This window comes from Rhizomonospora bruguierae, assembly GCF_018397995.1.
Taxonomy (GTDB): domain Bacteria; phylum Actinomycetota; class Actinomycetes; order Mycobacteriales; family Micromonosporaceae; genus Rhizomonospora; species Rhizomonospora bruguierae.
Genome location: NZ_BBQH01000016.1, coordinates 158,179 through 184,499 on the forward strand (window position 1 = coordinate 158,179; position 26,321 = coordinate 184,499).

29 protein-coding genes are annotated in these 26,321 nt (G+C 75.1%); 15 read left to right on the plus strand and 14 right to left on the minus strand.

What is annotated here, in order from left to right; translation table 11 throughout:
• Positions 1 to 15 precede the first annotated feature (15 nt).
• Both KJS59_RS08345 and KJS59_RS08350 read left to right on the plus strand, forming a co-directional pair.
• On the plus strand, positions 16 to 444 hold the full coding sequence (locus tag KJS59_RS08345) for a helix-turn-helix transcriptional regulator (RefSeq protein WP_249713977.1): 429 nt from the start codon (positions 16 to 18) through the stop codon (positions 442 to 444).
• Positions 445 to 449: 5 nt separating this feature from the next.
• Positions 450 to 866: a VOC family protein gene (locus KJS59_RS08350; RefSeq protein ID WP_213451753.1), complete on the plus strand. Its 417-nt coding sequence runs from the start codon at positions 450 to 452 to the stop codon at positions 864 to 866.
• 30 nt (positions 867 to 896) lie between these two features.
• Here KJS59_RS08350 and KJS59_RS08355 read toward each other — a convergent pair whose 3' ends face one another.
• The 3 genes from KJS59_RS08355 to KJS59_RS08365 form a co-directional block, all read right to left on the minus strand.
• A complete protein-coding gene (locus KJS59_RS08355) occupies positions 897 to 4,535 on the minus strand; it encodes an ATP-binding cassette domain-containing protein (RefSeq protein WP_213451754.1) in 3,639 nt (1,212 codons plus the stop codon).
• Positions 4,536 to 4,679: 144 nt separating this feature from the next.
• On the minus strand, positions 4,680 to 4,925 hold the full coding sequence (locus KJS59_RS08360) for a hypothetical protein (protein WP_213451755.1): 246 nt from the start codon (positions 4,923 to 4,925) through the stop codon (positions 4,680 to 4,682).
• Complete coding sequence (locus tag KJS59_RS08365; protein WP_213451756.1) at positions 4,915 to 5,868, minus strand: pentapeptide repeat-containing protein; 954 nt, start codon at positions 5,866 to 5,868, stop codon at positions 4,915 to 4,917. Before KJS59_RS08365 ends, KJS59_RS08360 begins: the two co-directional genes overlap by 11 nt.
• 77 nt (positions 5,869 to 5,945) lie before the next feature.
• Between KJS59_RS08365 and KJS59_RS08370 the strand changes: the two genes are divergently transcribed.
• Positions 5,946 to 6,917, plus strand: coding sequence for a phosphotransferase (locus tag KJS59_RS08370; protein ID WP_213451758.1), 972 nt, complete (start codon positions 5,946 to 5,948; stop codon positions 6,915 to 6,917).
• Here the strand turns inward: KJS59_RS08370 and KJS59_RS08375 are convergent.
• A complete protein-coding gene (locus KJS59_RS08375; RefSeq protein ID WP_283775755.1) occupies positions 6,807 to 7,916 on the minus strand; it encodes an APC family permease in 1,110 nt (369 codons plus the stop codon). The genes KJS59_RS08370 and KJS59_RS08375 overlap by 111 nt on opposite strands.
• A complete protein-coding gene (locus tag KJS59_RS31715) occupies positions 7,799 to 8,185 on the minus strand; it encodes an amino acid permease (protein WP_283775756.1) in 387 nt (128 codons plus the stop codon). The genes KJS59_RS08375 and KJS59_RS31715 overlap by 118 nt, the downstream gene beginning before the upstream one ends.
• 133 nt (positions 8,186 to 8,318) lie before the next feature.
• On the opposite strand from KJS59_RS31715, the gene KJS59_RS08380 reads away from it, so the two are divergent.
• The 4 genes from KJS59_RS08380 to KJS59_RS08395 all read left to right on the plus strand — a co-directional run bounded on the left by KJS59_RS08380 (position 8,319) and on the right by KJS59_RS08395 (position 13,797).
• Positions 8,319 to 8,753: a protein-tyrosine phosphatase family protein gene (locus KJS59_RS08380; RefSeq protein WP_249713978.1), complete on the plus strand. Its 435-nt coding sequence runs from the start codon at positions 8,319 to 8,321 to the stop codon at positions 8,751 to 8,753.
• Between the two features lie 24 nt (positions 8,754 to 8,777).
• On the plus strand, positions 8,778 to 10,271 hold the full coding sequence (gene pdxR, locus KJS59_RS08385; protein WP_213451759.1) for a MocR-like pyridoxine biosynthesis transcription factor PdxR: 1,494 nt from the start codon (positions 8,778 to 8,780) through the stop codon (positions 10,269 to 10,271).
• Between the two features lie 137 nt (positions 10,272 to 10,408).
• Positions 10,409 to 11,707, plus strand: a complete 1,299-nt coding sequence (gene paaK, locus KJS59_RS08390; protein ID WP_213451760.1) for a phenylacetate--CoA ligase PaaK — start codon at positions 10,409 to 10,411, stop codon at positions 11,705 to 11,707.
• Positions 11,708 to 12,069: 362 nt separating this feature from the next.
• Positions 12,070 to 13,797 carry an ABC transporter substrate-binding protein gene (locus tag KJS59_RS08395; protein WP_249713986.1) on the plus strand — a complete coding sequence of 576 codons (1,728 nt, stop codon included), beginning with the start codon at positions 12,070 to 12,072 and terminating at the stop codon, positions 13,795 to 13,797.
• A gap of 111 nt (positions 13,798 to 13,908) precedes the next feature.
• Here KJS59_RS08395 and KJS59_RS08400 read toward each other — a convergent pair whose 3' ends face one another.
• Entirely contained in the window at positions 13,909 to 14,319 is a 411-nt protein-coding gene (locus tag KJS59_RS08400; protein WP_306345155.1) for an aldo/keto reductase, read from the minus strand.
• Between the two features lie 150 nt (positions 14,320 to 14,469).
• On the opposite strand from KJS59_RS08400, the gene KJS59_RS08405 reads away from it, so the two are divergent.
• The 3 genes from KJS59_RS08405 to KJS59_RS08415 all read left to right on the plus strand — a co-directional run bounded on the left by KJS59_RS08405 (position 14,470) and on the right by KJS59_RS08415 (position 16,471).
• On the plus strand, positions 14,470 to 15,585 hold the full coding sequence (locus tag KJS59_RS08405; RefSeq protein ID WP_213451763.1) for a WD40/YVTN/BNR-like repeat-containing protein: 1,116 nt from the start codon (positions 14,470 to 14,472) through the stop codon (positions 15,583 to 15,585).
• On the plus strand, positions 15,582 to 15,893 hold the full coding sequence (locus KJS59_RS08410) for a MoaD/ThiS family protein (RefSeq protein WP_213451764.1): 312 nt from the start codon (positions 15,582 to 15,584) through the stop codon (positions 15,891 to 15,893). Before KJS59_RS08405 ends, KJS59_RS08410 begins: the two co-directional genes overlap by 4 nt.
• Before the next feature lie 146 nt (positions 15,894 to 16,039).
• Positions 16,040 to 16,471 (plus strand): hypothetical protein, encoded by a 432-nt coding sequence (locus KJS59_RS08415; protein WP_213451765.1) that lies wholly within the window; start codon positions 16,040 to 16,042, stop codon positions 16,469 to 16,471.
• A 57-nt stretch (positions 16,472 to 16,528) separates the two neighbouring features.
• On the opposite strand, the gene KJS59_RS08420 is transcribed toward KJS59_RS08415, so the two are convergent.
• On the minus strand, positions 16,529 to 17,077 hold the full coding sequence (locus tag KJS59_RS08420; RefSeq protein ID WP_213451766.1) for a CGNR zinc finger domain-containing protein: 549 nt from the start codon (positions 17,075 to 17,077) through the stop codon (positions 16,529 to 16,531).
• Positions 17,078 to 17,188: 111 nt separating this feature from the next.
• Between KJS59_RS08420 and KJS59_RS08425 the strand changes: the two genes are divergently transcribed.
• From KJS59_RS08425 to KJS59_RS08435, 3 genes are all read left to right on the plus strand, one after another.
• Entirely contained in the window at positions 17,189 to 18,145 is a 957-nt protein-coding gene (locus KJS59_RS08425; RefSeq protein WP_213451767.1) for an EamA family transporter, read from the plus strand.
• A gap of 38 nt (positions 18,146 to 18,183) precedes the next feature.
• Complete coding sequence (locus KJS59_RS08430) at positions 18,184 to 18,474, plus strand: DUF2795 domain-containing protein (protein ID WP_213451769.1); 291 nt, start codon at positions 18,184 to 18,186, stop codon at positions 18,472 to 18,474.
• 120 nt (positions 18,475 to 18,594) lie between these two features.
• Complete coding sequence (locus KJS59_RS08435; RefSeq protein ID WP_213451770.1) at positions 18,595 to 18,816, plus strand: hypothetical protein; 222 nt, start codon at positions 18,595 to 18,597, stop codon at positions 18,814 to 18,816.
• A 6-nt stretch (positions 18,817 to 18,822) separates the two neighbouring features.
• Here the strand turns inward: KJS59_RS08435 and KJS59_RS08440 are convergent, their stop codons facing one another.
• Both KJS59_RS08440 and KJS59_RS08445 read right to left on the minus strand, forming a co-directional pair.
• Complete coding sequence (locus tag KJS59_RS08440) at positions 18,823 to 19,056, minus strand: hypothetical protein (RefSeq protein WP_213451771.1); 234 nt, start codon at positions 19,054 to 19,056, stop codon at positions 18,823 to 18,825.
• 142 nt (positions 19,057 to 19,198) lie between these two features.
• Entirely contained in the window at positions 19,199 to 19,801 is a 603-nt protein-coding gene (locus tag KJS59_RS08445; RefSeq protein WP_249713987.1) for a GTP cyclohydrolase II, read from the minus strand.
• 247 nt (positions 19,802 to 20,048) lie between these two features.
• Here KJS59_RS08445 and KJS59_RS08450 point away from each other — a divergent pair, with 247 nt between their 5' ends.
• Positions 20,049 to 20,741: a RibD family protein gene (locus KJS59_RS08450; protein WP_213451773.1), complete on the plus strand. Its 693-nt coding sequence runs from the start codon at positions 20,049 to 20,051 to the stop codon at positions 20,739 to 20,741.
• A gap of 54 nt (positions 20,742 to 20,795) precedes the next feature.
• On the opposite strand, the gene KJS59_RS08455 is transcribed toward KJS59_RS08450, so the two are convergent.
• From KJS59_RS08455 to KJS59_RS08475, 5 genes are all read right to left on the minus strand, one after another.
• Positions 20,796 to 21,968 (minus strand): lysylphosphatidylglycerol synthase transmembrane domain-containing protein, encoded by a 1,173-nt coding sequence (locus KJS59_RS08455; RefSeq protein WP_213451774.1) that lies wholly within the window; start codon positions 21,966 to 21,968, stop codon positions 20,796 to 20,798.
• A gap of 90 nt (positions 21,969 to 22,058) precedes the next feature.
• Positions 22,059 to 22,904: a methyltransferase domain-containing protein gene (locus KJS59_RS08460; RefSeq protein WP_213451775.1), complete on the minus strand. Its 846-nt coding sequence runs from the start codon at positions 22,902 to 22,904 to the stop codon at positions 22,059 to 22,061.
• Positions 22,901 to 23,968 (minus strand): glycosyltransferase family 4 protein, encoded by a 1,068-nt coding sequence (locus tag KJS59_RS08465; protein ID WP_213451776.1) that lies wholly within the window; start codon positions 23,966 to 23,968, stop codon positions 22,901 to 22,903. The genes KJS59_RS08460 and KJS59_RS08465 overlap by 4 nt, the downstream gene beginning before the upstream one ends.
• Positions 23,969 to 24,014: 46 nt before the next feature.
• Entirely contained in the window at positions 24,015 to 24,413 is a 399-nt protein-coding gene (locus tag KJS59_RS08470; protein ID WP_213451778.1) for a 6-pyruvoyl trahydropterin synthase family protein, read from the minus strand.
• A gap of 2 nt (positions 24,414 to 24,415) precedes the next feature.
• On the minus strand, positions 24,416 to 25,402 hold the full coding sequence (locus KJS59_RS08475) for a zinc-dependent alcohol dehydrogenase (protein WP_213451779.1): 987 nt from the start codon (positions 25,400 to 25,402) through the stop codon (positions 24,416 to 24,418).
• A gap of 108 nt (positions 25,403 to 25,510) precedes the next feature.
• Here KJS59_RS08475 and KJS59_RS08480 point away from each other — a divergent pair, with 108 nt between their 5' ends.
• Entirely contained in the window at positions 25,511 to 26,293 is a 783-nt protein-coding gene (locus KJS59_RS08480) for a CDP-alcohol phosphatidyltransferase family protein (protein WP_213451780.1), read from the plus strand.
• Positions 26,294 to 26,321: the final 28 nt, after the last annotated feature.

A 26,321-nucleotide genomic window follows, 5' to 3' on the forward strand; every position in this document is an offset into this window, starting at 1 on the left:
TGCCATGCTGGGCCGGTGACCAGCACCGCCGACCTCGTCCGGCTGCGGCAGGCCCGGGACCGGATCGACCGCGAGTACGCCCAGCCGCTCGACGTCCCGGCCCTGGCCCACGGCGCGCTGATGTCGGAGGGGCACTTCTCCCGACGCTTCAAGGAGGCGTTCGGCGAGACCCCGTACAGCTACCTGATGACGCGGCGGATCGAGCGGGCCAAGGCGCTGCTGCGCCGGGGCGACCTCAGCGTCACCGAGATCTGCTTCGCCGTCGGCTGTACCTCGCTGGGCTCGTTCAGCAGCCGGTTCACCGAACTGGTCGGGGAGAGCCCGAGCGCGTACCGGGCCCGCGACCACGGCCCCGGGGCGGCGATCCCGGCCTGCTTCGCCAAGATCTTCACCCGGCCGGTCAGGAATCGAGAAGCCGGGCCCGCCGCCCGCGGCATAGCGTGAACCGCATGGACATCAGGATCTCGCACACCTTCATCGCCGTCGACGACCACGACAAGGCGCTGGCCTTCTACCGGGACGTGCTCGGCATGGAGGTCCGCAACGACGTCTCGTTCGAGGGCCTGCGGTGGCTGTCGGTCGGGCCGAAGAACCAGCCGGACATCGACATCGTGCTCGAACCGCCGGCCGCCGACCCGAACACCTCACCCGCGGACAAGCGGGCCCTGACCGACCTGCTGCACAAGGGCCTGCTGCGCGCCGTCAACTTCACCACGGACGACTGCGACGCCACCTTCGAACGCGTCCGCGCGTCCGGCGCCGAGGTGATCCAGGAGCCGATGGACCAGCCGTACGGCGTGCGCGACTGCGCCTTCCGCGACCCGGCCGGGAACATGCTCCGCTTCAACCAGGCGCGGAAGAAGTAGCTCCCGGCCCGCCGGCCGCGGCCCCACGGGTCAGCCCGCGAGGTGACCCCACCGCTCGGCCAACTCGGGCCAGGTGCCCTGGGCCACGGCCGCGCCGCCCAGGAGCACCACGACCCGGTCCGCCTGGGCCAGCGCGGCCCGCTTGGACGTCGAGCCGACCACCGTCACGCCGTGCGCGCGCAGCGCCCGCCACAGCTCCAGCTCCGTCGTGACGTCCAGGGCGGACGACACGTCGTCGGCGATCAGCAGTTCCGTGCGCGGTGCCAGCGCCCGGGCCAGGGCCAGCCGCTGGAGCTGACCGCCGGACAGCCGGGTGCCCTTGTGCCCGATCAGCAGGCCCAGCCCGCCGCCGGCCGCGGCCAGGTCGTGGTCCAGCTGCGCGGTGGAGATTGCGCTGGCCGCGTCCACCTCGTGGCCCAGCCGGATGTTGTCCGCCACCGTGCCGGACAGCACCCGGGGCAACTGGGCCACGTAGCCGACCTGGTTCGGCCGCAGGAACAGCTCCGGCTCGGTGATCTCCTGGTCGTTCCAGCGCAGCGCGCCCCGGTGGTGCACGATGCCGGCCAGCGCCCGCAGCAGCGACGACTTGCCGGCGCCCACCGGGCCGACGACCAGCACCAGCTCACCCCGGCGCACGGTCAGGTCGACCCCGCGGACGCCGAGTGTGCCGTCCTCGTGCACGGCGGTGAACCCGGAAAGCTCCAGCCGGCGCAGCGGGTGCCGCGGCGCGGCCTCCGCCACCGGTGCGGTACCGGCGCAGATGTCCACCGCCGGGACGGCCGACGAGTACGCCCCGACCCCGGTCATCGCCACCGTGCGCCGGGTCCACACCCGGGCCGAGGGGAACTGCGACACCAGCGACGCCGTGGTCCAGGCGAACCACCGCGCGGCGCCGAGCGTCGACACGATCACCAGGGTCGCGCCGGCGCTGAGCTGGCCGTTCAGGTAGAGCGCCCAGGCGACCAGCGGCAGCAGCCCGCTGGCGATCGACGGGGTGGACCGCGCCCAGACCTGGATGGCGATCTCCCGGCGCTGCCGGTCGCTGCGCTGCGCGTCGAGCCGGGCCAGGTGGGCCAGGACCGGGCGGGTGGCGCCGGCCAGCTTCACGCTGCGGGCCGCCGACAGCGATGAGACCAGCGCGGTCGCGAACGCCGCCCGGGCCGCGACCGTGCGCCGGGCCGCCCCGGCCAGCAGCGGGCCGAACAGGGTGGCCGCGGCGCCGGAGAGCGCCATCGTGCCGAGGAAGAACAGCGCCGGCACGACGGAGCCGGTCACCGCGGTCATCCCGACCACGATCAGCGCGCAGATCAACTGGTCGATGAGGTTGTCGGCGAGGATCACCACCCGTTCGGTGTCGCCGCCCTGGGCGACCACCTCCGCCGGGGTGTGCCCGCTGACCCGGCGCGGGCCGGTCTGCCCGTGCACCAGGCGCAGGCTGATCCGCAGCATCTGCCGGACCCACCACTCGGGGAACCAGCGCCCGGCGAAGTAGGACACCGGCGCGGTCAGCAGCAGCGCGGCGACGATGCCGGCCGCCGGCCAGAACAGCCCACCGACCCCGTCCACCAGGTGCGCCCACAGCCATGGCAGCACCGAGCCGTCCAGGCCGAACAGCGCCATCACCATGAACACGCCGACCGCGCCGAGCCCGTACCGGGGGTCGTTGGTGGCCAGGCGCAGGATCTCGCGCATGGTTCGGGCGGGCGGCGGCGGGGGCAGCGGCGGCGGGTCCGCCTTCGGCGGCGCGGTCTGCTCGACGGTGCGCCGCGCCGCCGGTGCGCTCCACCCGGCGCCGTCCTCCGGCAGCAACCGGCCGGCCGCCCCGCCGGCCGCCCGGCCGCCGGCGGCGGTCTCCCCGCCCCCGGCGCCGACCGCGACGGCCACCGCGCTGCTCTCGGTCAGTCCCGCGTTCCCGGCCACCGTGCTGCCCTCGGTGAAGACATTGTCGCCGGCGAGAGCGTCGCTCGGGGCGAGAATGGTGCGGGTGCCGTCGCCGGCACCGGCGTTGCTGCTGGCGAGCAGGCCGGCGAAGCGCTTGGAGCCGGCCAGCGGGCCGGCCTCCACGACCTCGCCGTCGGTGAGCACGACCACCTCGTCGCAGCCGCGCACCGACGAGAGCCGGTGCGCGATGACGATGCCGATCCGGTCCCGCAGCAGCCGTTCGGTGGCCCGCTGCACCCGCGCCTCCGTGACCGGGTCCATCCGGGCGGTGGCCTCGTCGAGGATCACCACGTGCGGGTCCCGAACCAGGATCCGGGCGAACGCGACGAGCTGCTCCTGGCCCGCCGAGAGCACGTGGCCGCCCTCGCCGAGCCGGGTGTCCATGCCCGCCGGCAGGTCGGCCACCCACGACTCCAGGCCCAGCTCCCGCACCGCGCGGGCGGCCGGCGCCAGCAGGTCCGGGTCGAACAGGGCGATGTTCTCCGCCACCGTGCCGGCGAGGATCTCGGTGCGCTGCGGCACCACGGCGACCCACCGGCGCAGCGCCTCCACGTCCACGTCGAGCAGGTCCGTGCCGCCGACGAAGACCGTGCCGCGCGGCACGTCCACCGCCCGGGTCAGCACCTTGGCCAGCGTGGACTTGCCCGAGCCGGTGCGCCCGATCAGCGCGTACGACCGGCCCCGGGTGAACGTCAGGCGCACGTCGCGCAGCGCCGGGGCACGGTCGTCGTCCGCCCCCGCGGCGTACCGGAACGTCAGGCCCCGGATGGCGACGTCACCGCCGCCGGGCGGGACGCCGCCGCTGGGCTCCTGCTTCGAGTCCCGCAGCAGCAGGATGCGGCCCCAGGCGCCCAGCGCGTACTGAAGCTCGGGAACCATCCGGCTGACGTGCTCGACCGTGCCGCCGAAGCCCAGCGCCAGCAGCCAGATCGCGGTCAGCCGGGCGCCGTCCACCCGGCCGACCGCCAGCGCCCAGACGCCGCCGAGCACCACCGCGGCGATGCCCACCCGGGTCACGCAGGACGCCGCCGTGGTGACCCGCGCCGACATCGCCCAGACCCGGCGGCCCCGCTCCAGCACCCGGCTCGCCCGGCGCGCGTACAGCCGCAGCACGTACGGCCGGGCCAGGCTGGTGCGCACGTCGTCCTGGCCGTGGATGGACTCCTCCATCACCGCGGCCAGGTCCGACCAGGCCTCCTCCTCGCCCATCCGGGCGGGGCCGATCCGGCCGGCGGGCTTGCGCAGGACGGCGCCGAGGAACACGGCCAGCCCGAGCATGGTCACGCCGGCGGGCCACCACACGATCAGCGCCGCGCCGATGGACAGCCCGCCCGCGGCCACCGCCTGGGCGATCCGCACACCGTGCCCGCGCAGCTCCGAACCGACCTGGTACACGTCGCCGTCGATCCGGTCGAGCAACTCGCCGACCGGTGTCGTCTCCAGCGTCGGCAGGTCCTGCCCGAGCGCCACCCGGCACAGCCGGCGCCGCACGTCGGCCGTCCAGTCGGCGGTGAGCCGGGCGGCGATCAACCCGACCACGAGATCGGTCAGCACGGCGGCCGCCGCCGCCGCGCACAGCGCGAGGAACAGCGGCACGGAACGATGGAGCAGCACCGGACCGGCCAGCGCCGCCCCGGCCGCCTGCCCGCCGGCACCGAGCACGATCAACAGGCCGAGCAGCGCGGTACGGCGCGGCGAGGCGGTCCACAGGTCGCGGAGCAGGCGCATCGGGAGGGTGTCCAATCACTGGCGGTGTCTCAGCCTGACCCGGACCTGCCGTCCGGCTCAACGCAATTAGCGCACCCACCCCGGACACTCTCGGCCGCTTGCGGGCCGGGGTGCGGGTGGGACTGACACGTCCGCGAGCCCGGGTCAGCCCTCCGTCTGCTCCTCGGGTCCCGGATTCTCGGGGGGCTCCGACGTGCCCGGCGGCTCGGCCCCGTCCTCCTCGTCGTCATGTACCTCGGTGATCGCCCCGGGGACCGCGTACGGCCCACCGCCGGACGAGCCGATGTGCGGGCGGGGCCGCCCCGGCGGTGGGTGCGGGTTCGCGGCGTCGACCGCTTCCTCCGGCGGTTCGGCGGAGCGGGGGTCGCGGTCGCCGGCGTCACCGGGCATGGGTTGGCTCCTCAGCGCTCGGCCTGCCCGCCACCCGAGGTGGAGCAGGCTGAATGGACGGCGGCCGGCGGGTTACCCCGGAGGGGCGGGTGCCAAACGGCGGTGCGGGTGCGCGTCTGCCCGCCGTGGCCCAGTGGGTGGGCCGGGCCAGGGTGGCCGGCAGCCGGGTCGCGGCGTCGCCGAGGGCGGCGTCCAGTTGCGGCTGGGTCAGGAACAGCGCGCCGGTGAGATCGGCCCCGGCGAGCCGGGTGCCGCGCAGGTCCGCGCCGATCAGGTCGGCGCGGCGCAGGTCGGCGTGGGCGAGGTCGGCACCGATCAGGTACGCGCCGCGCAGGTTCGCCGCCCGCAGGTCGGCCCCGCGCAGATCCTTGCCGATCAGATCCGCGCCCCGCAGGTCGCGCCCGGGGGTGCCGCCGCGTGTGTCGGCGCTGACGGCGACCAGGAGGGCGTTCGTCGCGCGCCAGTGGGCGGCCACGTCCAGGGCGGTGAGCGCCCGGGGGTCCAGGAGGGTGTGGCGTTCGGTCTCGTCGAGGGCGCGGCCGAGGTCGGCGCGCAGCCGGGCGGGCGGGTCGAGGGTGACCGCCTCGGTCAGGTACCGCAGCAGCTCGTGCAGCTCGCGCATGACCCGGAACGCGGCGAACATCGCCCCGGCCAGGTCCGGACCGGTGCGCCAGTCCCGGCCGCCGAACGTGACCTGGACGACCTTCTGCCCGGCGCCGAAGCAGTCGAACGCGGTGCAGCCGGGGAAGCCGGCCGGGCGCAGCCGGTCATGGATCCCGCAGCGGAAGTCGGCGCGCAGGTTGCGGCAGGGATGACCGGCCGGCTTGTCGATGGCGAAGTCGGCGGAGGCGGCGAACGCCGGGACCACGCAGCAGAGGCCGGCGCAGCGGGCACAGTCGGCCGTCAACCCGAAGTCGGGGGCGGCGGCGCTGGTCGCGGACACCGGACAAGGTTACGCGCCGCCCTCCCGCCCCACCCCGGGCGGAAGGGCGGCATCGGCCACCGACATATCCTCCGGGGGTGGCGCGGCTCGACCAGGCGAAGGCGTTGGCGACGGCCTTCGACCTCGGTGTGCCGGCCGGCGGCCTGACCCCGGTCGCGGGCGGCCGGATGAACCTCATGTGGCGGCTGCGGACCGATCGCGGGGAGTGGGCCGTCAAGCAGCTCAACCGCTCCCGCGAGGCGTGGTGGCTGGCCGCCTACGAGACCGCCGTCGAGGTGGAGCGGGCCGCCTACCGCCAGGGCGTACCCATGCCGCGCCCGGTCCCGCCGCCGCTCGTCGACCTCACCGTCCATGGTGGACCGGTCAGCTACCGGGTGCACGAGTGGTGCCACGGGTCGCGGCTGCCGGACCGGGACGTGCCCCACGCGGTCCTCGGCTGGGTGGGGCACACCCTGGCGTCGCTGCACGCCCGGGCGGCACCCTCGCCGCCCGACGAACCCGCCCCGCACACCCTGACCGAGTGGGACTCCTGGCTGGGCCCGCCCACGCCGTGGACCGAGCGGGTGCGTTCCTACTTCCCCGACATCGCCCGCGCCATCGTGGCGGTGGAGCGCGCCGGGCCGGGCCACCACCCGGTCCTCACTCACCGCGACGTCAAGCCCGACAACGTCCTGGTCACCCGGCGGACCCCGGTGCTGGTGGACTGGGACGGCGCGGGCGCCGACTTCGCGGAGCGGGAGGCGGTGCGCTCGGCGCTCGCCTTCAGTCGCATCGCCGGTGGCTGGCAGCGACGCCGGTTCGTGGCCGTCCTGCGCGCCTACCGGGCGGCGGGCGGCGCCCCGGTACCCGCCGAGCCGCGGTCGTTCGCCGGGGTGCTGCGCCACCAACTCGCCGCGGCCGCGTACCTGGTGTGGCGGGCCCTCGGGCACCGACCGGTCTCACCGCCCGAGCGCGCCGCCGCCCGGGGCCACGCCCTGGAGTTCCTCGCCGAACTCCGCGCCACTCTCGCGGGCGCCGCCGACTGGACGTCCTGGATCGCCGGGGAGTAGCCCGCCGAGCGGCCCGGTCCCGCCCCGCCGGCCGTGGCGGTACCGGTCGTAGCCGACGGCCGCGAGCGCGACCAGCAGTGCGGCGGCGAGGTAGAGGCCGGTGACACCGACCAGGAGCTCCACCGCGACCAGGGCCACGACGGCGGCCCGGCGCGGCCAACTGGCGCGCGGCAGCAGGCGGACCGCCGCGGCCGTGCCCACCAGGTACACCAGAACGAACGAGCCCGTGGTGAGCAGCACCGACGCGTGCGGCCCGCCGGTGGCGGCGACCGCGGCGAGCGCGACGAAGGAGAGCCCGCACACGACGCCGAGGCTGCGCCGGGGCACGGCGCCGGTGGTGGCGCCCTGGGCGAACCAGGCGGGGAGCGCGGCGTCGCGGCCGAGCGCGGCGCCGAGGCGGGCGCCGCCGGCGAAGTACGCGTTCATGGCGCCGAACGTCAGCAGGACGGCGACGAGCGAGGTCAGGGCGCGGGCCGGCCCGCCGGCGCCGACCGCGAGCAGGTCGGCCAGCGGTGCGCCGCTGTCGCCGGCCGCGGATCCGAGGACGAGCGCGCTGGCGCCGGCGACCCCCAGGTACAGCAGCGCGACGACCACCAGCGCGACGGCGGTGGCGCGGGGCACGTCACGCCGGGGGTTGCGGAAGTCACCGGCCAGCGAGGTGACCGCCTCCCAGCCGGCGAAGCCCCAGACCAGGACCGCGGCGGCGGGGGCGATGGCCAGCCAGCCGTGCGGGGCGAACGGGTGCAGGTTGGCCAGGCGGGCGTGCGGCAGCGCGGTGAGCGTGGCGGCCAGCAGCAGGGCGGCGAGCACGGCGGCCAGGCCGAGCTGGAGCCGGCCGGAGACCCGCAGGCCGGCGGCGTTGGCGGCGGTGACGGCCGCGATCAGGACCCCGGCGGTGACCAGCGTGGTGCGGTACCCCCGCCGAACGCGGCGGCGACGTAGGCACCGCCGAACATCGCGGCGGCCGGGGCGCCGGCCGGGATGGCGAAGTAGAAGCACCAGCCGACGGCGGTGGCGGCCCGGCGCCCGAACGCGATCCTGGCGTACGTGGCGACCCCGCCGCCGTCCGGGTAGCGGGCGGCGAAGCTGCCGGCCAGCGGCACGGACAGGGCGATCAGCGCGACCCAGGCCAGCAGGGCCGCCGGCCCGGCGATCCGGGCGGCGAGGGCGGGCAGGGAGACCACGCCGGTGCCGAGCACGGCGCCGATGGAGACCGCGGCGCCCTGGGCCACGGTCAGTCCGCTCCTTGCGGGTACGTCAACGCTCACATGATCACCGTAGGAATGCAGCGGCACATCCAGTAGACCCAATTTGGCTCGGCAGGGTTGGTCCAATCACTCGTCACGGTGCCACCCGGGTACGTCAGAAATTCGGCGGCGACGGGAGTCCTATCGTGGCGGGGTGACGGAACTCTGGGAGCCGTCGGAGCCAGGGGTGCTGCGGCTGCCGTCCGGGCGGCTGGTGCGCGGGCGCGGGCTGCGCCACCCGGTGCCGCCCGGCGAGCCGCCGGCCTTCGGCCTCTACCTGCTCGGCCGGCCCCCGTCGGTGCCCGTCCCGTGGCCGAGCCGCTGGCTGCGCTGGCCGGACTTCCGCCTGCCGGCCGACCGCGACGCGGCCCGGTCCGCGCTGCGCGAGGCGTGGGAGCGGGCCGCGACCGAGCGGGTGGAGGTCGCCTGCGGCGGCGGTGTCGGCCGCACCGGTACCGCGCTCGGGTGTCTCGCGGTGCTGGACGGCGTCCCGCCGGAGCGGGCGGTGGCGTACGTGCGCGAGCGCTACCACCGGCGGGCGGTCGAGACGCCGTGGCAGCGCCGGTATGTCGCCCGCTTCACGCCCTGACCGGTCCGGCACCATAATGGCCCCGTGGACGGTGCCCGCGCGACGCCGGTCGACGGGTCCATATCGGGCAGTGGCTCCGACTTCCTTCACCTGGACCCGGGTGAGGCGCCGGCCGGGGGCCGGGCCGCCTGGCTGGCCGACCGGTTGCGGGCCGCCATAGTGGACGGGCGGTTGCCGCCGGGCGGGCGGCTGCCGGCGAGCCGGGCGCTCGCCACCGACCTGGGCGTCTCCCGGGGCGTCGTCACCGAGGCGTACCGGCGCCTGGTCGAGGAGGGGCACGTCGCGGGCCGCGGCCGGGCCGGCACGGTCGTGGTCGCGGTGCCGGTGCCGGTGCCCGCCGCCGTGCCGCCGCCCGGACCGGGGCGCACGGCAACCGCCAGCGCCGGGGCGACCACCGGCCCGTTCGGCGCCGAGACGTTCGAAGCCTTCCGGGCGGCCCCCGCCCGGATAGATCTCTCGCCGGGCCTGCCCGACCTGGCGGCCTTCCCGCGCGCCGCCTGGCTGCGCGCGGAGCGGGCGGTGCTGAACCGTGCCGCCCCCGCCGACCTCGGCTACGGCGACCCGCGCGGCACCGCCGCCCTGCGCACCGCCGTGGCCGGCTGGCTCGCCCGGTACCGGGGCATCCGCGCCGACCCGGACGAGGTGGTGATCGTCGGCGGGGTCGCCCAGGCGCTGGCCCTGCTCGCCCAGGTCCTGCGGGCGGAGGGCGTCACGGCGGTCGCCGTGGAGGACCCGGGCTCGCTCGGCGCCCGCCAGCAGGTGGGCGGTTGGGGGCTGGCCACCCCGCCGGTCGCCGTGGACGCCGAGGGGCTGCGCGTCGACGACCTGAGCCGGTGCGGGGCGCCGGCGGTGATGGTGACCCCGGCCCACCAGTTCCCGACCGGGGTGGTGTTGGGCGGCGAGCGGCGCCGGCTGCTGGCCCGCTGGGCGGCCTCGGGCGGGCTGGTGATCGAGGACGACTACGACGCGGAGCACCGGTACGACCGGCCACCGGTGCCCGCGCTGCGCTCGGTGATGCCGGAGCGGGTCTGCTACGCCGGCAGCGTGTCCAAGCTGCTCGCGCCGGCGCTGCGGCTCGGCTGGGCGCTGGTGCCGCCCCGGTACCGGGACGCGTTCGTGGCCGCCAAGCGCGAGGCGGACCTGGGCAGCGCGGCCCTGCCGCAGCTCGTCCTGGCGCAGCTGATCGGCTCGGGGGAGCTGGAGCGGCAACTGCGCTTCCTGCGCCGCCGGCACGTGCGCCGGCGGGACGCGATGCTCGCCGCGGTCCGCGCGCACCTGCCCGGCGCGGTCGTGCACGGCGCCGCCGCCGGGCTGCACCTGCTGGTCGCCCTCGCCGGCGTGAGCGACACGGACCTGGCCGCCGCGGCGCTGGCCCGCGGGGTGAAGGCGCAGCCCCTGTCCTGGCACCGGCAGCGCGCCGGCCCGCCCGGGCTGGTCCTCGGCTACGCCGCCAACGCGCCCGCCGCCCTGGAGGCGGGCGTCGCGGTCCTCGGCGCCGTCCTGCGCGAACTGCGCTGACCCGGTTGCCCGCCCATTCCGATGTGGTGGCAGGCCACCGCGACGAACGGGTGGGGCGTGGACGGTTGCCCGCCCGTGCCGGGCGGTGGCATCGTTGCCGCGCGGACCGGATCGGACCTCACCGAGGAGGCGCGGCGATGGCGGACGTGCGGGCGGAGTTGGAGCCCATCGAGCGGGCCGGCGTCGACGAGTTGCGCGCGGTCCAGTTGGAGCGGCTGCGCTGGTCGCTGCGGCACGCGTACGAGCACGTGCCGCACTACCGGGCCGCGTTCGACGCCGCCGGGGTGCACCCCGACGACTGCCGGAGCCTCGCGGACCTGGCGCGGTTCCCGCTCACCACGAAGGAGGACCTGCGCCAGCGGTACCCGTTTGGCATGTTCGCCGTGCCGCGCGAGCGGATCGCCCGGCTGCACGCCTCCTCCGGTACGACCGGGCGCCCTACGCTCGTCGGGTACACGGCGGCGGACGTGCGGACGTGGGCGCGGCTGGTCGCCCGGTCGATCCGCGCCGCCGGTGGACGCCCGGGCGACCGGGTGCACGTCGCGTACGGGTACGGGCTGTTCACCGGCGGCCTGGGCGCGCACTACGGCGCCGAGGAGCTGGGCTGCACGGTCATCCCGGTCTCCGGGGGGATGACGGAGCGGCAGGCGCTGCTGATCCGCGATCTGGCGCCGGACATCATCATGGTCACCCCAAGCTACCTGCTGGCCATCCTGGACGAACTGGAGCGCCAGGGCGTGGACCCGCGCGGCACCACCCTGCGGACCGGCATCTTCGGCGCCGAGCCGTGGACCGGCGACATGCGCGCCGAACTGGAGCGCCGGGCCGGCATCGACGCCGTGGACATCTACGGGCTCTCCGAGGTGATGGGCCCGGGCGTGGCGTGCGAGTGCGTCGAGACCAAGGACGGCCCGCACCTGTGGGAGGACCACTTCTACCCGGAGGTCATCGACCCGGAGACCGGTGCGGTGCTGCCCGACGGCGAGCCTGGCGAACTGGTCCTCACCTCGCTGACCCGGGAGGCCATGCCGGTGGTGCGCTACCGCACCCGGGACCTGACCCGGCTGCTGCCCGGCACCGCCCGCGCCATGCGCCGGATGGAGCGGGTCACCGGCCGCACCGACGACATGATCATCCTGCGCGGCGTGAATCTGTTCCCGACCCAGATCGAGGAGCTGATCCTGCGCGTACCCGGGCTGTCCCCGCATTTCCAGTGCGTGCTCGACCGCCACGGCCGGCTCGACGCCTTGACGGTGCGGGTGGAGCGCCGCGCCGACACCCCGGCCGACGGTGCCGAGGAGGCGGGTCGGGCGCTGGTGCGGCTCGTCAAGAGCACCATCGGCGTGACCGTCGCCGTCGACGTGACCGGGCCCGGCGCGGTCGAGCGCTCGACCGGCAAGATGCGCCGCGTGCTCGACCGGCGGCCGCCCCGCTGACCAGCCCCGGCGGGCCGGGCCGTCCGGCGCCCGATCGATGGTCCCGATCGATGACCGGAATCGATGGCCCGGATCGATGGCCCGGTGCCCGGTGAACACGCGCGGTATCGGCGCTCATCACAGCTTGGTCACGTCGCGGCGTGGCGCCAACCTCGCCCGGTCGCCGGATGGTTTCTGCTCGTAGCAGACAGGTGGTGGCCCACGACGCAAGGCCGTCGCCGACCGCCGGCCGTACCGCGGCGGTCGAACGTCACCGCCGCCGGGAGCGATCCTCGCCCGTCGGCGACCCACGGTACGCGGAGCCGCCGAACGCGGTCTCCGCCACGGTTCACATCAGTGAGGTGGAAGTCATCGTGAGACGTATGAAAGTGGTCGTGGCGATCGCCGCCGCGGCCGTCCTCGGCCTGGCCGCCTGCGGCAGCCCGTCGGCCAACAACTCCGACAACGGCGGCAACGACGGCGGCAACATCGCGCAGCAGGAGAGTGCCACCGACCCCAACGCGAAGGGCCCGGCGCCCGAGGTGCCCGGGGCGAAGAAGGGCGGGACGGTCACCGTCTACTCCCAGTCGACGCCCAGCACCATGGACCCGACCGACATCTACTATGTGGACTCGAACGAGATCGGCAAGATGCTGTTCCGCACGCCGACCCAGTTCGCGATCCGCAACGGCAAGCCGGTGCTGGTGCCGGACCTGACGGACCTGGGTACCGTCTCCGAGGACAAGCTGACCTGGACGTTCACGATGCAGTCCGGGATCAAGTACGAGGACGGCAGCGAGGTCAAGGTCGAGGATCTGGCCTACTCGATCAAGCGGTCGTTCGCGCACGACGTGTACGCCAACGGGCCGGCGTACCAGATGAGCTACTTCAAGGACGGCGACAAGTACAAGGGCCCCTACACCGGTGGTGACAAGTACGACGGCGTGGAGACCCCGGACGCCACCACCCTGGTGATCCACCTCGCGCAGCCGTTCGCGGACCTGCCGTTCTACCTGTCCTTCCCGATGTTCACGCCGATCCCCGAGGCGAAGGACACCCGGCAGGAGTACAAGAACCACCCGATCTCGACCGGCCCGTACGCGTTCGACACGTACACCCCGGGTACCGAGCTGAAGTTGAAGCAGAACCCGAACTGGGACCCGAACACCGACCCGGTGCGGCACCAGTACCCGGATTCGTGGGTGTTCAAGTGGGGCGTCGACGACATCAAGAACCAGCAGCAGGTGCTCAACAGCACCGGGCCGGACGCCACGTCGCTGAACTACCAGAACATCGACGCGTCGCTGATCCCGCAGTTGCAGGGCGAGAAGGCCAACCAGTTGGTCAAGGGTGACAGCCCCTGCACGATCGTGTGGCAGATGGACACCCGCAAGATCCCGCTGGAGGTGCGCAAGGCGGTCGCGAAGGCGTACCCGTACGACCAGTTGTGGACCGCGCAGGGCCTGAACGAGTTCGTCGCGGAGCCGGCCAGCACGGTTCTGCCGCCGAGCGTGCCGGGCTACAAGAAGTACACCCCGGTCGCGGACCTGAGCGGCACCGGCAAGGGCGACCCGGCCGCGGCCAAGAAGATGCTCGAGGACGCCGGCAAGCTCGGCTTCGAGATCAGCTGGTTCTACGACAACACCAAGCCGGTGACCCAGCAGGTCAGCCAGGTGCGGGAGCAGGCGCTGAAGGAGGCCGGCTTCACGGTCAAGGCGATCGGGGTGACCACCGCGGAGTTGCGCGCCAAGACCGGTGACTACAAGGCATCGGTGAACGCGGGCCAGGCCCCGCGCGGCTGGTGCTCGGACTGGCCGTCCGGTGGTAGCTGGTTCCCGGTGCTGTTCCGTTCGCAGAGCATCGACGAGGGCACGACCTGGGGCATGCTGAGCGACAAGGCGCTGGACGAGGAGATCAACTCCATCTCCAACCTGCCGGCCGAGGAAGCCACGGCGAAGTGGGCGGCCCTGGACGAGAAGATCATGGGCATGTACGTGGCCCTGCCGCTGTACTACGACAAGATGGCGATCGTGGCGGGCACCGGCCTCGGCGGTCTCGAGGGCGACGCCACCATGGGCCTGCCGTTCTTCCTGAACATCTACGTCAAGTAACCGCGGCACCGCACGGTTCCCGGTCGGCTCAGCGTCGCGCCGGCCGGGAACCGTTCACCGTCGCCGCCGGTGTCGCGGCGCCTCACCCGAGGGCGGTCAGCTCCTCGGGGCTCAGGCGCAGCGCGCCGGCGGCGATGTTCTGTTCCAGGTGTTCCGGGTCGCCGGTGCCCGCAATGGCCAGCACGTGCCGCCCCTGGCGACCGGCGCGATCACCTGCGCCTCGGCCAGGTGGTCGGGCCGCACGTTGGACAGGCCGAGGTGGCGGATGAGCCCCTTGTCGCGCAGGTCGGCGAGGTAGCCGAAGCGCTCGGCGATCGAGTCCCGGCCCGGACGTTTGACGATCCGCAGGTTCACCAGGTCCAGGTGGTCCCGGCCGAGCCGGCGCAGGTTCTCCGCCACCTGCGCACGCAGCAGTTCCGGCGTGGTCGCCTCGATCCACGCACCGGACGCGTCCGTGCCCGGCCCGACCTTCGTCGCGATGAGCAGGTCCTCCGGGTACGGCCAGAGCGCGTCACGGATCAGTTCGGCGGCGTACCGGACGGCCCCGCGCCGACGCCGAGCGTGCCGCCGGGGGAGCGGTAGAAGGCGGCGGTGCGGGGTGGCCGGTCACGCCGTGATTCTGTCGGGGGTGTGGTGTAGGCAACTCAGTGGCCAGCTATGGAGGGAGAGGTCATGAGCGGTGTACGAGTTCTCGTCGGCACCCGCAAGGGCGCGTTCATCCTGACCGCGGACGGCGCGCGGCGGGAGTGGAAGGTCGACGGCCCCCACTTCGGGGGCTGGGAGATGTACCACGTCAAGGGGTCCCCGGCGGACCCGGAGCGGCTCTACGCATCCCAGTCCTCCGGCTGGTTCGGGCAGGTGATGCAGCGCTCCGACGACGGCGGGCGCACCTGGTCGCCGGTCGGCAACGGCTTCGAGTACACCGGCGAGGCCGGCGAGCACCTCTGGTACGACGGCACCCCCCGGCCGTGGGAGTTCAAGCGGATCTGGCACCTCGAACCGTCGCTGGACGACCCGGACACGGTCTACGCCGGCGCCGAGGACGCGGCGATCTTCAAGACCACCGACGGCGGCCAGAAGTGGACCGAACTGCCCGGCCTGCGCACCCACGAGTCGGGCCCGCGCTGGCAGCCCGGCGCCGGTGGCATGTGCCTGCACACGATCATCCTGGATCCGGCCCGGCGGGAGCGCATGTACGTGGCCATCTCCGCGGCCGGCGCCTTCCGCACCGACGACGGCGGCGTCACCTGGCAGCCCATCAACCGGGGCCTGCGCTCCGGCCAGATCCCGGACGAGGACGCCGAGGTCGGCCACTGCGTGCATCGCCTGGCGATGCACCCGTCCCGCCCCGAGGTGCTGTTCATGCAGAAGCACTGGGACGTCATGCGCAGCGACGACGCGGGGGCCACCTGGCACGAGATCAGCGGCGACCTGCCCAGCGACTTCGGCTTCCCGATCGCCGTGCACGCGCACGAGCCCGAGACGGTGTACGTCGTGCCGATCAAGAGCGACTCGGAGCACTACCCGCCGGAGGGCAAGCTGCGGGTCTACCGCAGCCGGGTCGGCGGCAACGAGTGGGAGCCGCTTACCGAGGGCCTGCCCCAGGCCCACTGCTACGTCAACGTGCTGCGCGACGCGATGGCGGTGGACACCCTGGACCCGTGCGGCATCTACTTCGGGACCACCGGCGGCCAGGTCTACGGCTCCGCCGACGGCGGCGACACCTGGCAGCCGATCGTCCGCGACCTGCCCTCCGTCCTCTCGGTGGAGGTACAGGTGCTCCCATGACCCGCCCCACGATCCGGGTCGTGCTCCCGGCCCACCTGAAGAACCTGGCCGGGGTCAGCGGCGAGGTCGGCCTCGACGTGCCGGCCGGGCCGGTCACCCAGCGGCTGGTGCTGGACGCGCTGGAGGGCCGTTACCCGATGCTGCGCGGCACGATCCGCGACCAGCGCACCGGCAAGCGGCGCGCGTTCATCCGCTTCTACGCCTGCGAGGAGGACCTGTCGAACGAGTCCCCGGACGCCCCGCTCCCGGCCCGCGTGGCCGCGGGGGAGGAGCCGTTCCTGGTCATCGGCGCGATGGCCGGCGGCTGAGATCCGCCGGCCGCGCCGCGCCGGCCGCGCCGCGCCGGCCCGCCCGGGCCGTCCGCGCGTGACTGGCTGGTGCACAGTGACGGGGTGACATTCGTTCTGGACACCCCTGTGGACTCGACCGGTGCGGAGCCGACCGGGGCGGCGGCGTGAGTCCGCTCGGCGGTGCCACGCGCCGCCCGCCCAGCGTCGTGGCCATCGTGGCGGGGCTCATCGCCGCGGCGGTCATCATCGTCGTGGCAATCATGGCGAACCGGCCCGACCGCGGGGACGTCCGCGCCGCCGCGGTGGCGACCGCCGAGGAACTGGAGCGCACGCCCGTCGAGGGGAATGCCGTGCACATCTTCGACGTGGAGAAGGCGGCCGAACGGGCTACCCGGGGCACCGGCACCGGCAAGTTCGCCGCGGTGGGCGGCGGGCGGTTCAGGATCGACTTCCGTGGCTCCGACGAGCGCGGGGACCGGTACGAGATGAGCCACGACGGCCGCGACCCGTTCTGCATCGTCGTCAAGTTCACCCACAACCTGTCCAATCCCGGCCCCGGGTATCCCGCCGCGACCGTCGAGGACGGCGCCTGCTGACCTGCCGCTGACCATCGAGGCGTCGCAGCCGACCGGCGGCCGCCGGGGGTGGAGCGGCTAGTCCGGCGCGGCGGCCGCCTTGCGGGCGCGGTAGGCGGTGACCGCGGCCCGGTTGCCGCAGCCCGCCTCGCAGAACCGGCGGGACCGGTTCCGGGACAGGTCGACGAGCACGTTGTCGCAGTCCGGGTACGCGCACACGCGCAGCCGATCCAGTTCGCCGGCCCGGACCACGTCCACGAAGGCCATCGCCGCCTCGACGGCCATGCGGGTGTCGAGCGGGGCGTCGCGCGGGGTGGCGTGCAGGTGGTGCGGCTCGCCGTCGTGCCGGACGAGTTGGGGGAGGGCGTTCGACTCCCGGAGCAGGCCGTTGACGATCTCCACCACGCCGTCCTCGTCGCGGTGCCACACCGGGCGCAGCCGGGGGCGCAGCCGCTGCACCGCCCGCAGCTCCGCGACGGTGCAGTCGTGCCGGCCGGTCCACCGGTGGGCGCGCATGAAGGCGGTCAGGGCGGGCACGTCGGGCAGCCCCTCACCGCCCCGGCCGGCGGTGTTGACCAGGGCGGCGGTGGCGACCAGGGCGCACGCGGTGTCATGGATGAAAGTCACGTTGACTCCTGACAGGAGCGGCTCTACTGTCACGAGCATAAGCGCCTTTTGCTCATGACATCGATTGATCCCGACATCGATTGATCCTGACCCCGCGGGGGAGTTTTCGCGATGCAGTCCCGTCCGGCCGGCGCCGGTCTCGCGCTGGCGCTGCTGTCGGCCTTCACGTTCGCCACGTCCGGCACCTTCGCCCGCTCGCTGATCGAGGCGGGCTGGTCGGCCGAGGCGGCGGTGGCCGCCCGGGTCGGCATCGCCGCCCTGGTCCTGGCGGTGCCGGCCGCGCTGGCGCTGCGCGGCCGGTGGTCCATGCTGGGTCGCAACCTCGGCGTGATCGGCCTGTTCGGCCTGCTCGCGGTCGGCGCGGCGCAGGCGTGCTTCTTCAACGCCCTCCAGTACCTGCCGATCGGCGTCGCGCTGCTGCTGGAGTACCTGGGCATCGTGCTCGTGGTCGGCTGGATGTGGGCGGCGCACGGGCAGCGGCCGCGCCGGCTGACCGTGGCCGGATCGGTGACCGCGCTGCTGGGCCTGCTGCTGGTGCTCGACCCGTTCGGCGCCGGCCCGGTGGAGCCCGTCGGCGTGCTGTGGGGCCTGGGCGCCGGTGTCGGACTGGCCGCGTACTTCGTGATCTCCGCCCGCACCGACGCCGGGCTGCCCCCCGTCGTGCTGGCCAGCGGCGGGATGGCGGTGGGCGCGGTCGGCCTGCTGGGGCTCGGCGCGCTGCACGCGCTGCCGCTGCACGCCACCTTCGGCGCGGTCACGTTCGGCGGTCACCGGGTCAGCTGGATGGTCCCGATCGCGGGGCTGTCGCTGGTCGCCGCCGTGGTGTCGTACGTGGCCGGCATCAGCGCGGCGCGGATCCTCGGCGCCCGGCTGTCCTCGTTCGTCGGGCTCACCGAGGTGCTGTTCGCCGTGCTGATCGCCTGGCTGGTGCTGGGCGAACTGCCGACCGGGGCGCAGGCGGTCGGCGGTGCGCTGATCGTCGCCGGAGTGGCCCTGGTCCGCCTCGACGAACTGCGCGCACCGGAGCGGGAACCCGCGCCCGCCACGCCCGCGTTGGTCGGTGATTGACCGGTTTTGGGTACCCGTCGAGGGGTACCACCCACGCCATGTCGAGCACCGACTTCCAGGCGGTTCAGCGGGTGCTGGTGGACCTGGACTTCCCCGCGTCGAAGGAGCAGATCGTCCGGCACGCCGAGGGGCGCGGCGACGCGGGCGCGCTGAAACTGCTGCGGGCGCTGCCGCTGGCGACCTACCAGAACATGTCCGAGATCCGCAGTTCCGTGCCGTTGGACCCGACCGTCGACGACGGGTTGAGCCCCGCCGACCAGGCGGCCCGGGCCCGCTCCGGCCACACCCACCGGATCGCGGAGCACCTGCGGGAGCCGAACGCCGAATAGGCACCGGCCCGGCAGAGCCGCGGACGCCACCGGGCCGTACCGCGCCGGTCGCAGGAATCAAGGCCGACGCCCGGGGTAACCGGCCGCGGGACACCCGCCGAGCCGAGAGGACGCCACGCCATGACCGAGCCGGAGGAGAGCCGCGCCAAGACCACCGAGACCGACGGCGTGCTGATGCACCCGGGTAACCACCCGGACACCACCACCGCGCAGGTCAAGGGGCCGCCCGAGAGCGGTGAGACCCGCGTCGAGGTCGGCGGGGAGATGGTCCGGGTCCGGGTGGACCAGGAGACGCGCGTGCAGGGGCCGGACACGGTCGATGATTCCGAGCCGCCCGACTGATCGTCCTCAGGAGGGAGACGTCTCGTCCTCCAGGTCCGACGGCATGATGTCCGGAGCCTTGTCGTCGGACGTCTTGCCGTGCGGCCCGTACGGGGACGCCTGGCCCTCCGGTACCGGTCGGTTGCCGGTCTTGTCGTGCGTGCCGCCCGGCGCGGCGGTCGGGTGGGGCTCCTCGCTGCGCTGCGTGGTGGTTGGCGAGTCGCCGCTGCGGCGCATTTCCGGCTGCTGGACGTTGCTCATGAGCCTTCCCCCTACGGCTCGGCGGGAACGGGTCCGCCCATCGTGTTCCCCGGGCCGGATGGGGCAAACGCGGCGAAGCACCCGGGCGGGGCGCCGAGGGCGCGTCCGGGTGCGGCGGCCGGTCGATGGCCCGGTCGGTGGCTCAGTCGACCATCGGGAGGTCCAGGGTGTGCGCGCTGTGCGTCGCCTTGGTCGCCAGGTACCGCACGTTCGCCGCGGACACGTGCACGCCGGTGGGCACCCGGCTCTCCACGTGCACGCCGAGGCGGCCGAGTTGCTCGGCCTTGTCCGGGTTGTTGCTCAGCAGCGCCACCCGGCGGGCGCCCAGCGCGAGCAGCATCTGCGCCGCGGTGGTGTAGTCCCGTTCGTCCTCGCCGTGGCCGAGTGCCACGTTCGCCTCGTACGTGTCCAGGCCGGTGTCCTGCAGCGCGTACGCGTCCAGCTTGGCGTACAGGCCGATGCCGCGCCCCTCCTGCCGCAGGTACAGCAGGAAGCCGCCGGCCTCGCTGATCCGCTCGACCGCCTCGCGCAGCTGCGGCCCGCAGTCGCAGCGCTGGCTGCCGAACACGTCCCCGGTCAGGCACTCGCTGTGCGGGCGGACCAGCACCGGGCGGCCCCCGTTGGCCGATCGGGTCAGGGAGCGGCGCCAGTCGCCGAGCCCCAGGGCGAGGTGCTCGCGCCCGTCCGCCAGCCCGTCGAAGGTGAACACCCGGGCGGAGGTGGCGTAGCCGTCGGGGAACCGCATGGGGACGGTCACCTGCCGCCGCACCGCCGCGGGCCGGACCGGCGCGGTGCCGGCGACCGGCGCCGCGGGTGCTGGTTCGCTGGGCGTGTGTGGCATCGGATCTCCTCGCATTGACCAAGTGTGCTGCGACCAGGGGGTGACCTGCTTCTCCTCGGTACCGAACCGCCGGCCGCTTCAGTCCGTACCACGTGTGACGGGCGGGCGGCCGCCGCGGCGGCTACCGTTTCACCTCTAGGAGGCTCCATCTGTGGTTGACCGACCGTACGTCCTGCTCAGCTGCGGCATGTCGCTCGACGGGTACGTGGACAGCGCCACCGACACCCGGCTGCTGCTGTCCAACGCCGCCGACTTCGACCGGGTCGACGCGGTCCGCGCGGAGTGCGACGCGATCCTGATCGGCGCCGAGACCGTGCGGCAGGACAACCCGCGGTTGCTGGTGCGGTCGGCGGACCGCCGCGCCGAGCGGGTGGCCCGGGGGCTGCTGCCGACGCCGGTGAAGGTGACCGTGACCGCCCGCGCCCGCCTCGACCCGTGCGGCCGGTTCTTCGCCCTCGGCGAGGTGGACAAGCTCGTGTACTGCGCCAGCCCGGTGCTGGACGACGCCCGGGCGCGGCTCGGTCACGTGGCGACCGTGCTGGACGGTGGCGAGCCGGTGGACTTCCCCCGGATCCTGACCGACCTGCACGCCCGCGGCGTGTCCCGGCTCATGGTCGAGGGCGGCGGGACGGTGCACACCCAGTTCCTGACCGCCGGCCTGGCGGACGAGTTGCAGTTGGTGGTGGCCCCGTTCTTCGTGGGCGATTCGCGCGCGCCCCGCTTCGTCGGCGACGGACGGTTCCCGTGGGACGCGCAGAACCGGGCGGCGCTCGCCGAGGCGCGCCCGATCGGGGACGTGGTGCTGCTGCGGTACGCGCTCTCGGACCGCTTCGGGGAGCAGTGACGGCGCGGCGGGCACAGGCGCGGGCGGCATGGGGCGGCGGGCGGCGGGGTCCGGTCAGGCCACCGGCCCGGCGGCGGTGTCGACCCGGCGGTCGTCCGTGCGTGACCGGCGCGACCCGCGCAGCCAGCGCGCGACGAGCACGCCCGCTCCGGGCAGGCTCGCCACGAACGCGAACAGCCCGTACACCACGGCGATCGTCAGCCCCTGGGTCGCGCTCAGCCCGGCGGCGCCGAACGCCCACGCGGTCACGCCCTCCCGGGGACCCCAGCCACCAATGTTCAGGGGCAGGGTCATCGCCAGCAGGGCCAGCAGCATCAGCGGGAGCAGCCGGGTGATCGGCGTCACCGAGCCGGCCGCCCGGGCCGCGACCAGGAACGTGCCCAGGTGACCCGCGACCACCAGCGCGGAGGCGACCAGGATGCCCGGCGCGGTGCGGCGGGTGAGCAGCCCGCGCCGCACGTCAGCACCGGCGGTACGCACCGCCCGCGCCCACCGGCCCGCCGGCTCGCCCCGATCTCCGCGCTGGGCGGGATGGCCCGCGGTTCCGTGCCGCCCGGGGTGGGCCGCCGTTTCGCGCTGGCCGGCGCGTGTCGCGGTCGCACGCTCGGCGGTGCAAGCCGCGTTCCCGGGCCGAGCCGTGTGCGCCGCTGTCCCCCGCCGGGCCGCGCCGCGCCGGCGCCAAACGATCACCGCCGCGACCAGCCCCGCCACCGTGACCGCGCCGGCCAGGTAGGGCGCGACCGCGGCGAGGCGGAGCCGGTCCTGCACCGGTGACGGGTAGGCGACCAGCACCGCCAGCCCGAACGTGACCAGGACGACCTGACCCGCCGACCGCTCCAGGACCACCGCCCGCAGCCCCCGCCCGACGTCGCCGGACTCGCGGCCGTGCCGCACCGCCCGGTGCACGTCGCCGAGCACGCCGCCGGGGAGGGCCGCGTTGAGAAACAGCGAGCGGTAGTAGTCCGCGACCGCGGCGGCCAGCGGCAGCCGCAGGCCCAGGCCGCGCGCCACCAGGCACCACCGCCAGGCGCTGAAGACCGTGGTTGCCAGGCCGATCCCGAACGCGACCAGCAGGGCGCGGCCGTCGATGACGCGCAGCCCGTCCAGGAACGCGCCGGTGCCGAGCCGCCACAGCAGCAGCCCGAGAATGCCGGCGCCGCCGAGTACCCGGGCCCACGTCCAGACGGTCCCGGGCGGCGGGAGCCACCCCCCGGCGCTGCGTGGCATGCGTGCTCCTCCCCGTCGGGTCAGCCTTCGGGCATGAGTACGGGGTTCGTCCGGCGTTGGTTCACCGGCGGTGGCTCGCCCGGCGGTGGCTCAGCCGTGCGTCGCGAGGAGATCCTCGTGGTCGACGACGACCCGCAGCGCGCCCGCCTCGGCCGCGGCGAGCCGGCGGTCCAGGTAGCCCGCCCCCGGCTCCGCGAGCGCCGGGTCCTGCTCGACCGCGGCGGCGACCCAGCCGCGCAGCCATTCCACGGCGAGCCCCGCCCGCTCCGGCCCGAGCCGCCACGGGCTGGGCCGCACCAGCACATCCGCCCCGGCGGCGGTGAACGCCTCGGCCGCGGCGGCGACCGCGTCCGGCCCGAGCAGCCGCCGCCCGTCGACGCGGCGGCGCTGGTGCGCGTTGAACGCCGCCTCGATCCGGCTGTCCATCGGGTCGCCGGGGGTCAACTCCACCCGGCCGGCGACCGAGAGGGTCAGCAGCGCGGTGCACCCCGCACCGGTGCACGCGGCGGCGAGTCGGCCCACCTCGTCGGCGGTCAGCAGGTCCAGCAGCGCGGAGGCGGTGACCAGCGACGCGCCGGCCAGGTCGGCGGCGGTCAGCGCGGTGGCGTCACCCTGGCTGGTCGCCACGGTGACCGGCGCGCCGTCGCCGGCCGCGCGGACCATCGTGCCGGTGGCGATCCGCAGCAGCACTGGGTCCCGGTCGTGCATGACCCAGTGCTGGGGCCCGGGCAGCCGGGGCGCGAGCCAGCGCCCCATCGACCCGGTGCCGCAGCCCAGGTCGCGGACCACCACCCGCTCCCGGCCCGCGATCCGCTCGCGCAGCGGCGCCAGCAGGTCCCTCGCCCGGGCGTCGGCGTCGGCGTCCTCGCGCAGCGCCAACCACTCCGGCGTGTACTGCGCCTCGCCGGTGGCCTCCTCCGTCGCCGGATCGGTCATGATGCTGCCTCCAGGATCGCCGCCATCGCCCGTACCGTCTCCGCCCAGCCCGGCAGGTGGGCGCGGCGCGCGCGGGCGGCGGCGCGCAGCCGCTCCCGCGCCGCCGGCTCGTCCAGCCACCGGATCAGCGCCTCGGCCAGCGCGGCCGGGTCGCCGGGCGGCACCAGCAGCCCCGGCCGGTCGCCGCCCGGGGCCCGGCCGAGCGCCTCGGGTACCCCGTTCACGTCCGTTCCGAGCACGGGTACCCCGCGGGCCAGCGCCTCGGTCACGACCATCCCGTACGTCTCGGTGAGCGAGGGCAGCATGAACAGGTCCGCCGCCGCGTACGCCGCGTCGAGGTCCGCGCCGGTGCGCGGCCCGACCAGCCGTACCCGGCCGTCGAGCCCGTACGCGTCGACCGACCGCCGGATCCGGTCGGCGTACCCCGGCGCGCGGTCGAGCGCCCCCACCAGCGTGCAGTGCCACTCGCCCGGCACCTTCGCCAGCGCGTCGACCAGCACGTCCTGGGCCTTGCGCGGGGTCACCGCCGCCACGCACAGCAGCCCGGACGCGCCGTCGGTGCCGGGTGCGAGCGGCGCCGGGTCCACCCCCGGGGCGGCGACGTGGACCCGCCCGGGCGGCAGCCCGTGGTGCCCGACCAGGTGGCGCGCGGCCCCCTCGCTGGTGGCCACGACCGCCGCCGCGGCCCGCAGCGTCGCGCGTTCCCGGGCGTCGAGGGCGGCGGCCGCGCCGGGCGCCAGTCCCGTCTCGTCCGCCAGTGGCAGGTGCACCAGCACCACGGTGCGCAGCCGCCGCGCCTCGGGCGCCACGACCTCCGGCACCCCGCCGGACACGAGCCCGTCCAGCAGCACCAGGCCGCCGTCCGGCAGGGCGGCGAGCGACCCGCGCAGCGCGTCCCGGTCCGCCGGGTCGGGTACGGGCCAGGCGCCGCCCGCCGCGATCTCCCGTACCGCCCAGCCGGCGGCGCGCAGCCCGTCGCTCAGCCGCCGGTCGTACCGGTTGCCGCCGCTCGGCGCCCCCGGATCGTCCACGCCCGCCGGTAGGACAAAGTGGACCGTCCTCACCGGGCCGCCCCCGCGATGGGGGTGGGCGGGCGCTGTGGACGCTGTCTCATAGGGATAGCTCGTAGCCGGCCCACGCCACGTGCGACTCGTGCAGCGTGACCGCGATACCGGTCAGCCCCCGGGCGCCCGCCCCGAGCGCGCCGGCGCTCACCCGCTCGGCCAGCCGGTCCGCGATCACCTTGGCCAGGTACTCGGTGGACGTGTTGACGCCCGCGAACGCCGGCTCGTCGTCCAGGTTCCGGTAGTTCAGGTCCGCGAGGATCGCCTTCAGCTCCTGCGTGGCCCGGCCGATGTCCACCACGATGTTGTCCGCGTCCAGGTCGGGGCGGCGGAACGTGGCGTCGACCACGAACGTCGCCCCGTGCAGCCGCTGGGCCGGGCCGAAGACCTCGCCCCGGAAGCTGTGCGCCACCATGATCTGGTCGCGGACGGTCACGCTGAACACTCTCACTCCCGATCGTCGTCGTACCGGACCCGCACGCACAGCGCGGGCAGTTCGCCGCCGGCCAGCCGGGGCAGCACCGCCGGCAGGTCGTCGAAGGCGCACTCGGCGCTGATCAGCGCGTCGAACGCCGGGTCGGCAAGCAGTCGCAGGGCCAGCCCAAGCCGGTCGCCGAAGGTACGCCGGCCGCGCCGCGCGGGCGCCACCGCACCCACCTGGCTGCTGCGCACGGTCAGCCGACGGGAGTGGAAGAACTCGCCCAGCGGCACGCTGACCGGCCGGTCGCCGTACCAGCTCAGCTCGATGACCTGGCCCTCGGGCGCGAGCAGTTCCAGCGACCGGGTCAGCCCGGCAGGCGTGGCGCTGGCGTGGATCACCAGGTCGCAGTCGCCCAGCGCGTCCTGCGGCCGGGCGAAGTCCACGCCGAGCGCGGCGGCGGTGGCGGCCCGGCTCTCGTCCACGTCGACGAGTTGCACCCGGGCGCCGGGGAACCGGGCCAGCACGCCGGCCACCGAGCAGCCGACCATGCCGGCGCCGACCACCGCGATCCGGTCGCCGATCAGCGGGGCCGCGTCCCACAGCGCGTTCACCGCGGTCTCCACCGTCCCGGCGAGCACGGCCCGCTCCGGGGGTACGCCGTCCGGCACCGGGGTCACCGCCGCCACGGGCACCACGTACCGCGTCTGGTGCGGGTACAGGCAGAACACCGCCCGGCCGAGCAGTTCCGCCGGGCCCCGCTCGACGACGCCCACGTTCAGGTAGCCGTACTTGACCGGCGCCGGGAAGTCGCCCTCCTGGAACGGCGCCCCCATCGCCGCGCGCTGGCTGGCCGGAACCTCGCCGCGGAACACCAGCGTCTCCGTGCCGCGGCTGACCCCCGAGTACCGGGTGCGCACCAGCACCTCGCCGGGGCCCGGCTCCGGCACCGCCACCGGCCGGATTCCGGCCCGCCCGGGCGCAGCCAGCCAGAGGGCGCGGGCACTGTCCGTCATCGGCAACCTCCTGCGGCGATGAACCGATCGGCCGCGAAAACCGTGTCCAAGAGGGTCGCGGGCAACCATACGCGGCCGACGATCACGCCGAGCCCAATGGAGCTGTGAATGGTCACGCTGAGTGTCGAAACCCGGCCGGAGCGCTGGGGGCGTCGTTGGGGCTACGGCCCGGCCGTGGGGCTGGGCGCCCAACTGGCGCTGCTCGCCGCGCTCGCGGTCGAGGTACGCCTCGGCGCCGCCGCCTGGTTCGCCGCCATCGCCTACGCGGTGGTCACCGCCGCCGCCCTGGCGCTCGGGCTGCGCCGCTCGGGCGCCCGCGCCCTCGGCCCGGCCAACCAGGTCACGCTCGCCCGGGCCGTCCTCGTCGGCGGGGTGGCGGCGCTGGTCACCGAGTCGCTCGCGCACCCCGTCCCGCTCGCCGCGCTGGTCACGATCGCGGCCGTCGCGCTCGGCCTGGACGCGGTGGACGGGCAGGTGGCCCGCCGCACCGGCACCACCACCGCCCTCGGCGCCCGCTTCGACATGGAGGTGGACGCGTTCCTGATCCTGGTCCTCAGCGTGTCCGCGGCCCGCCCGCTGGGCGCCTGGGTGCTGGCGATCGGCGCGCTGCGGTACCTGTTCGTCGCGGCGGCGTGGGTGCTGCCGTGGCTGCGGGCGGCCCTGCCGCCGCGCCGGTCCCGCAAGGTGGTGGCCGCGGCGCAGGGGATCGTGCTGGTGGTGGTCGCCGCCGGCGTGCTCCCGCCGCCGGCGGCCGCCGGCGCGGTGGCGGCCGCGCTGGCCGCGCTCTGCTGGTCGTTCGGGCGCGACACCGCCTGGCTCTGGCGCAACCGCTCACCGCAGGCGGTGAGCGTCTCGGCGCGCGGGCGGGACCTCGTGTCGACGGGGCGCTGACCCGCCGGGCAGACTGCGGGATCAACCC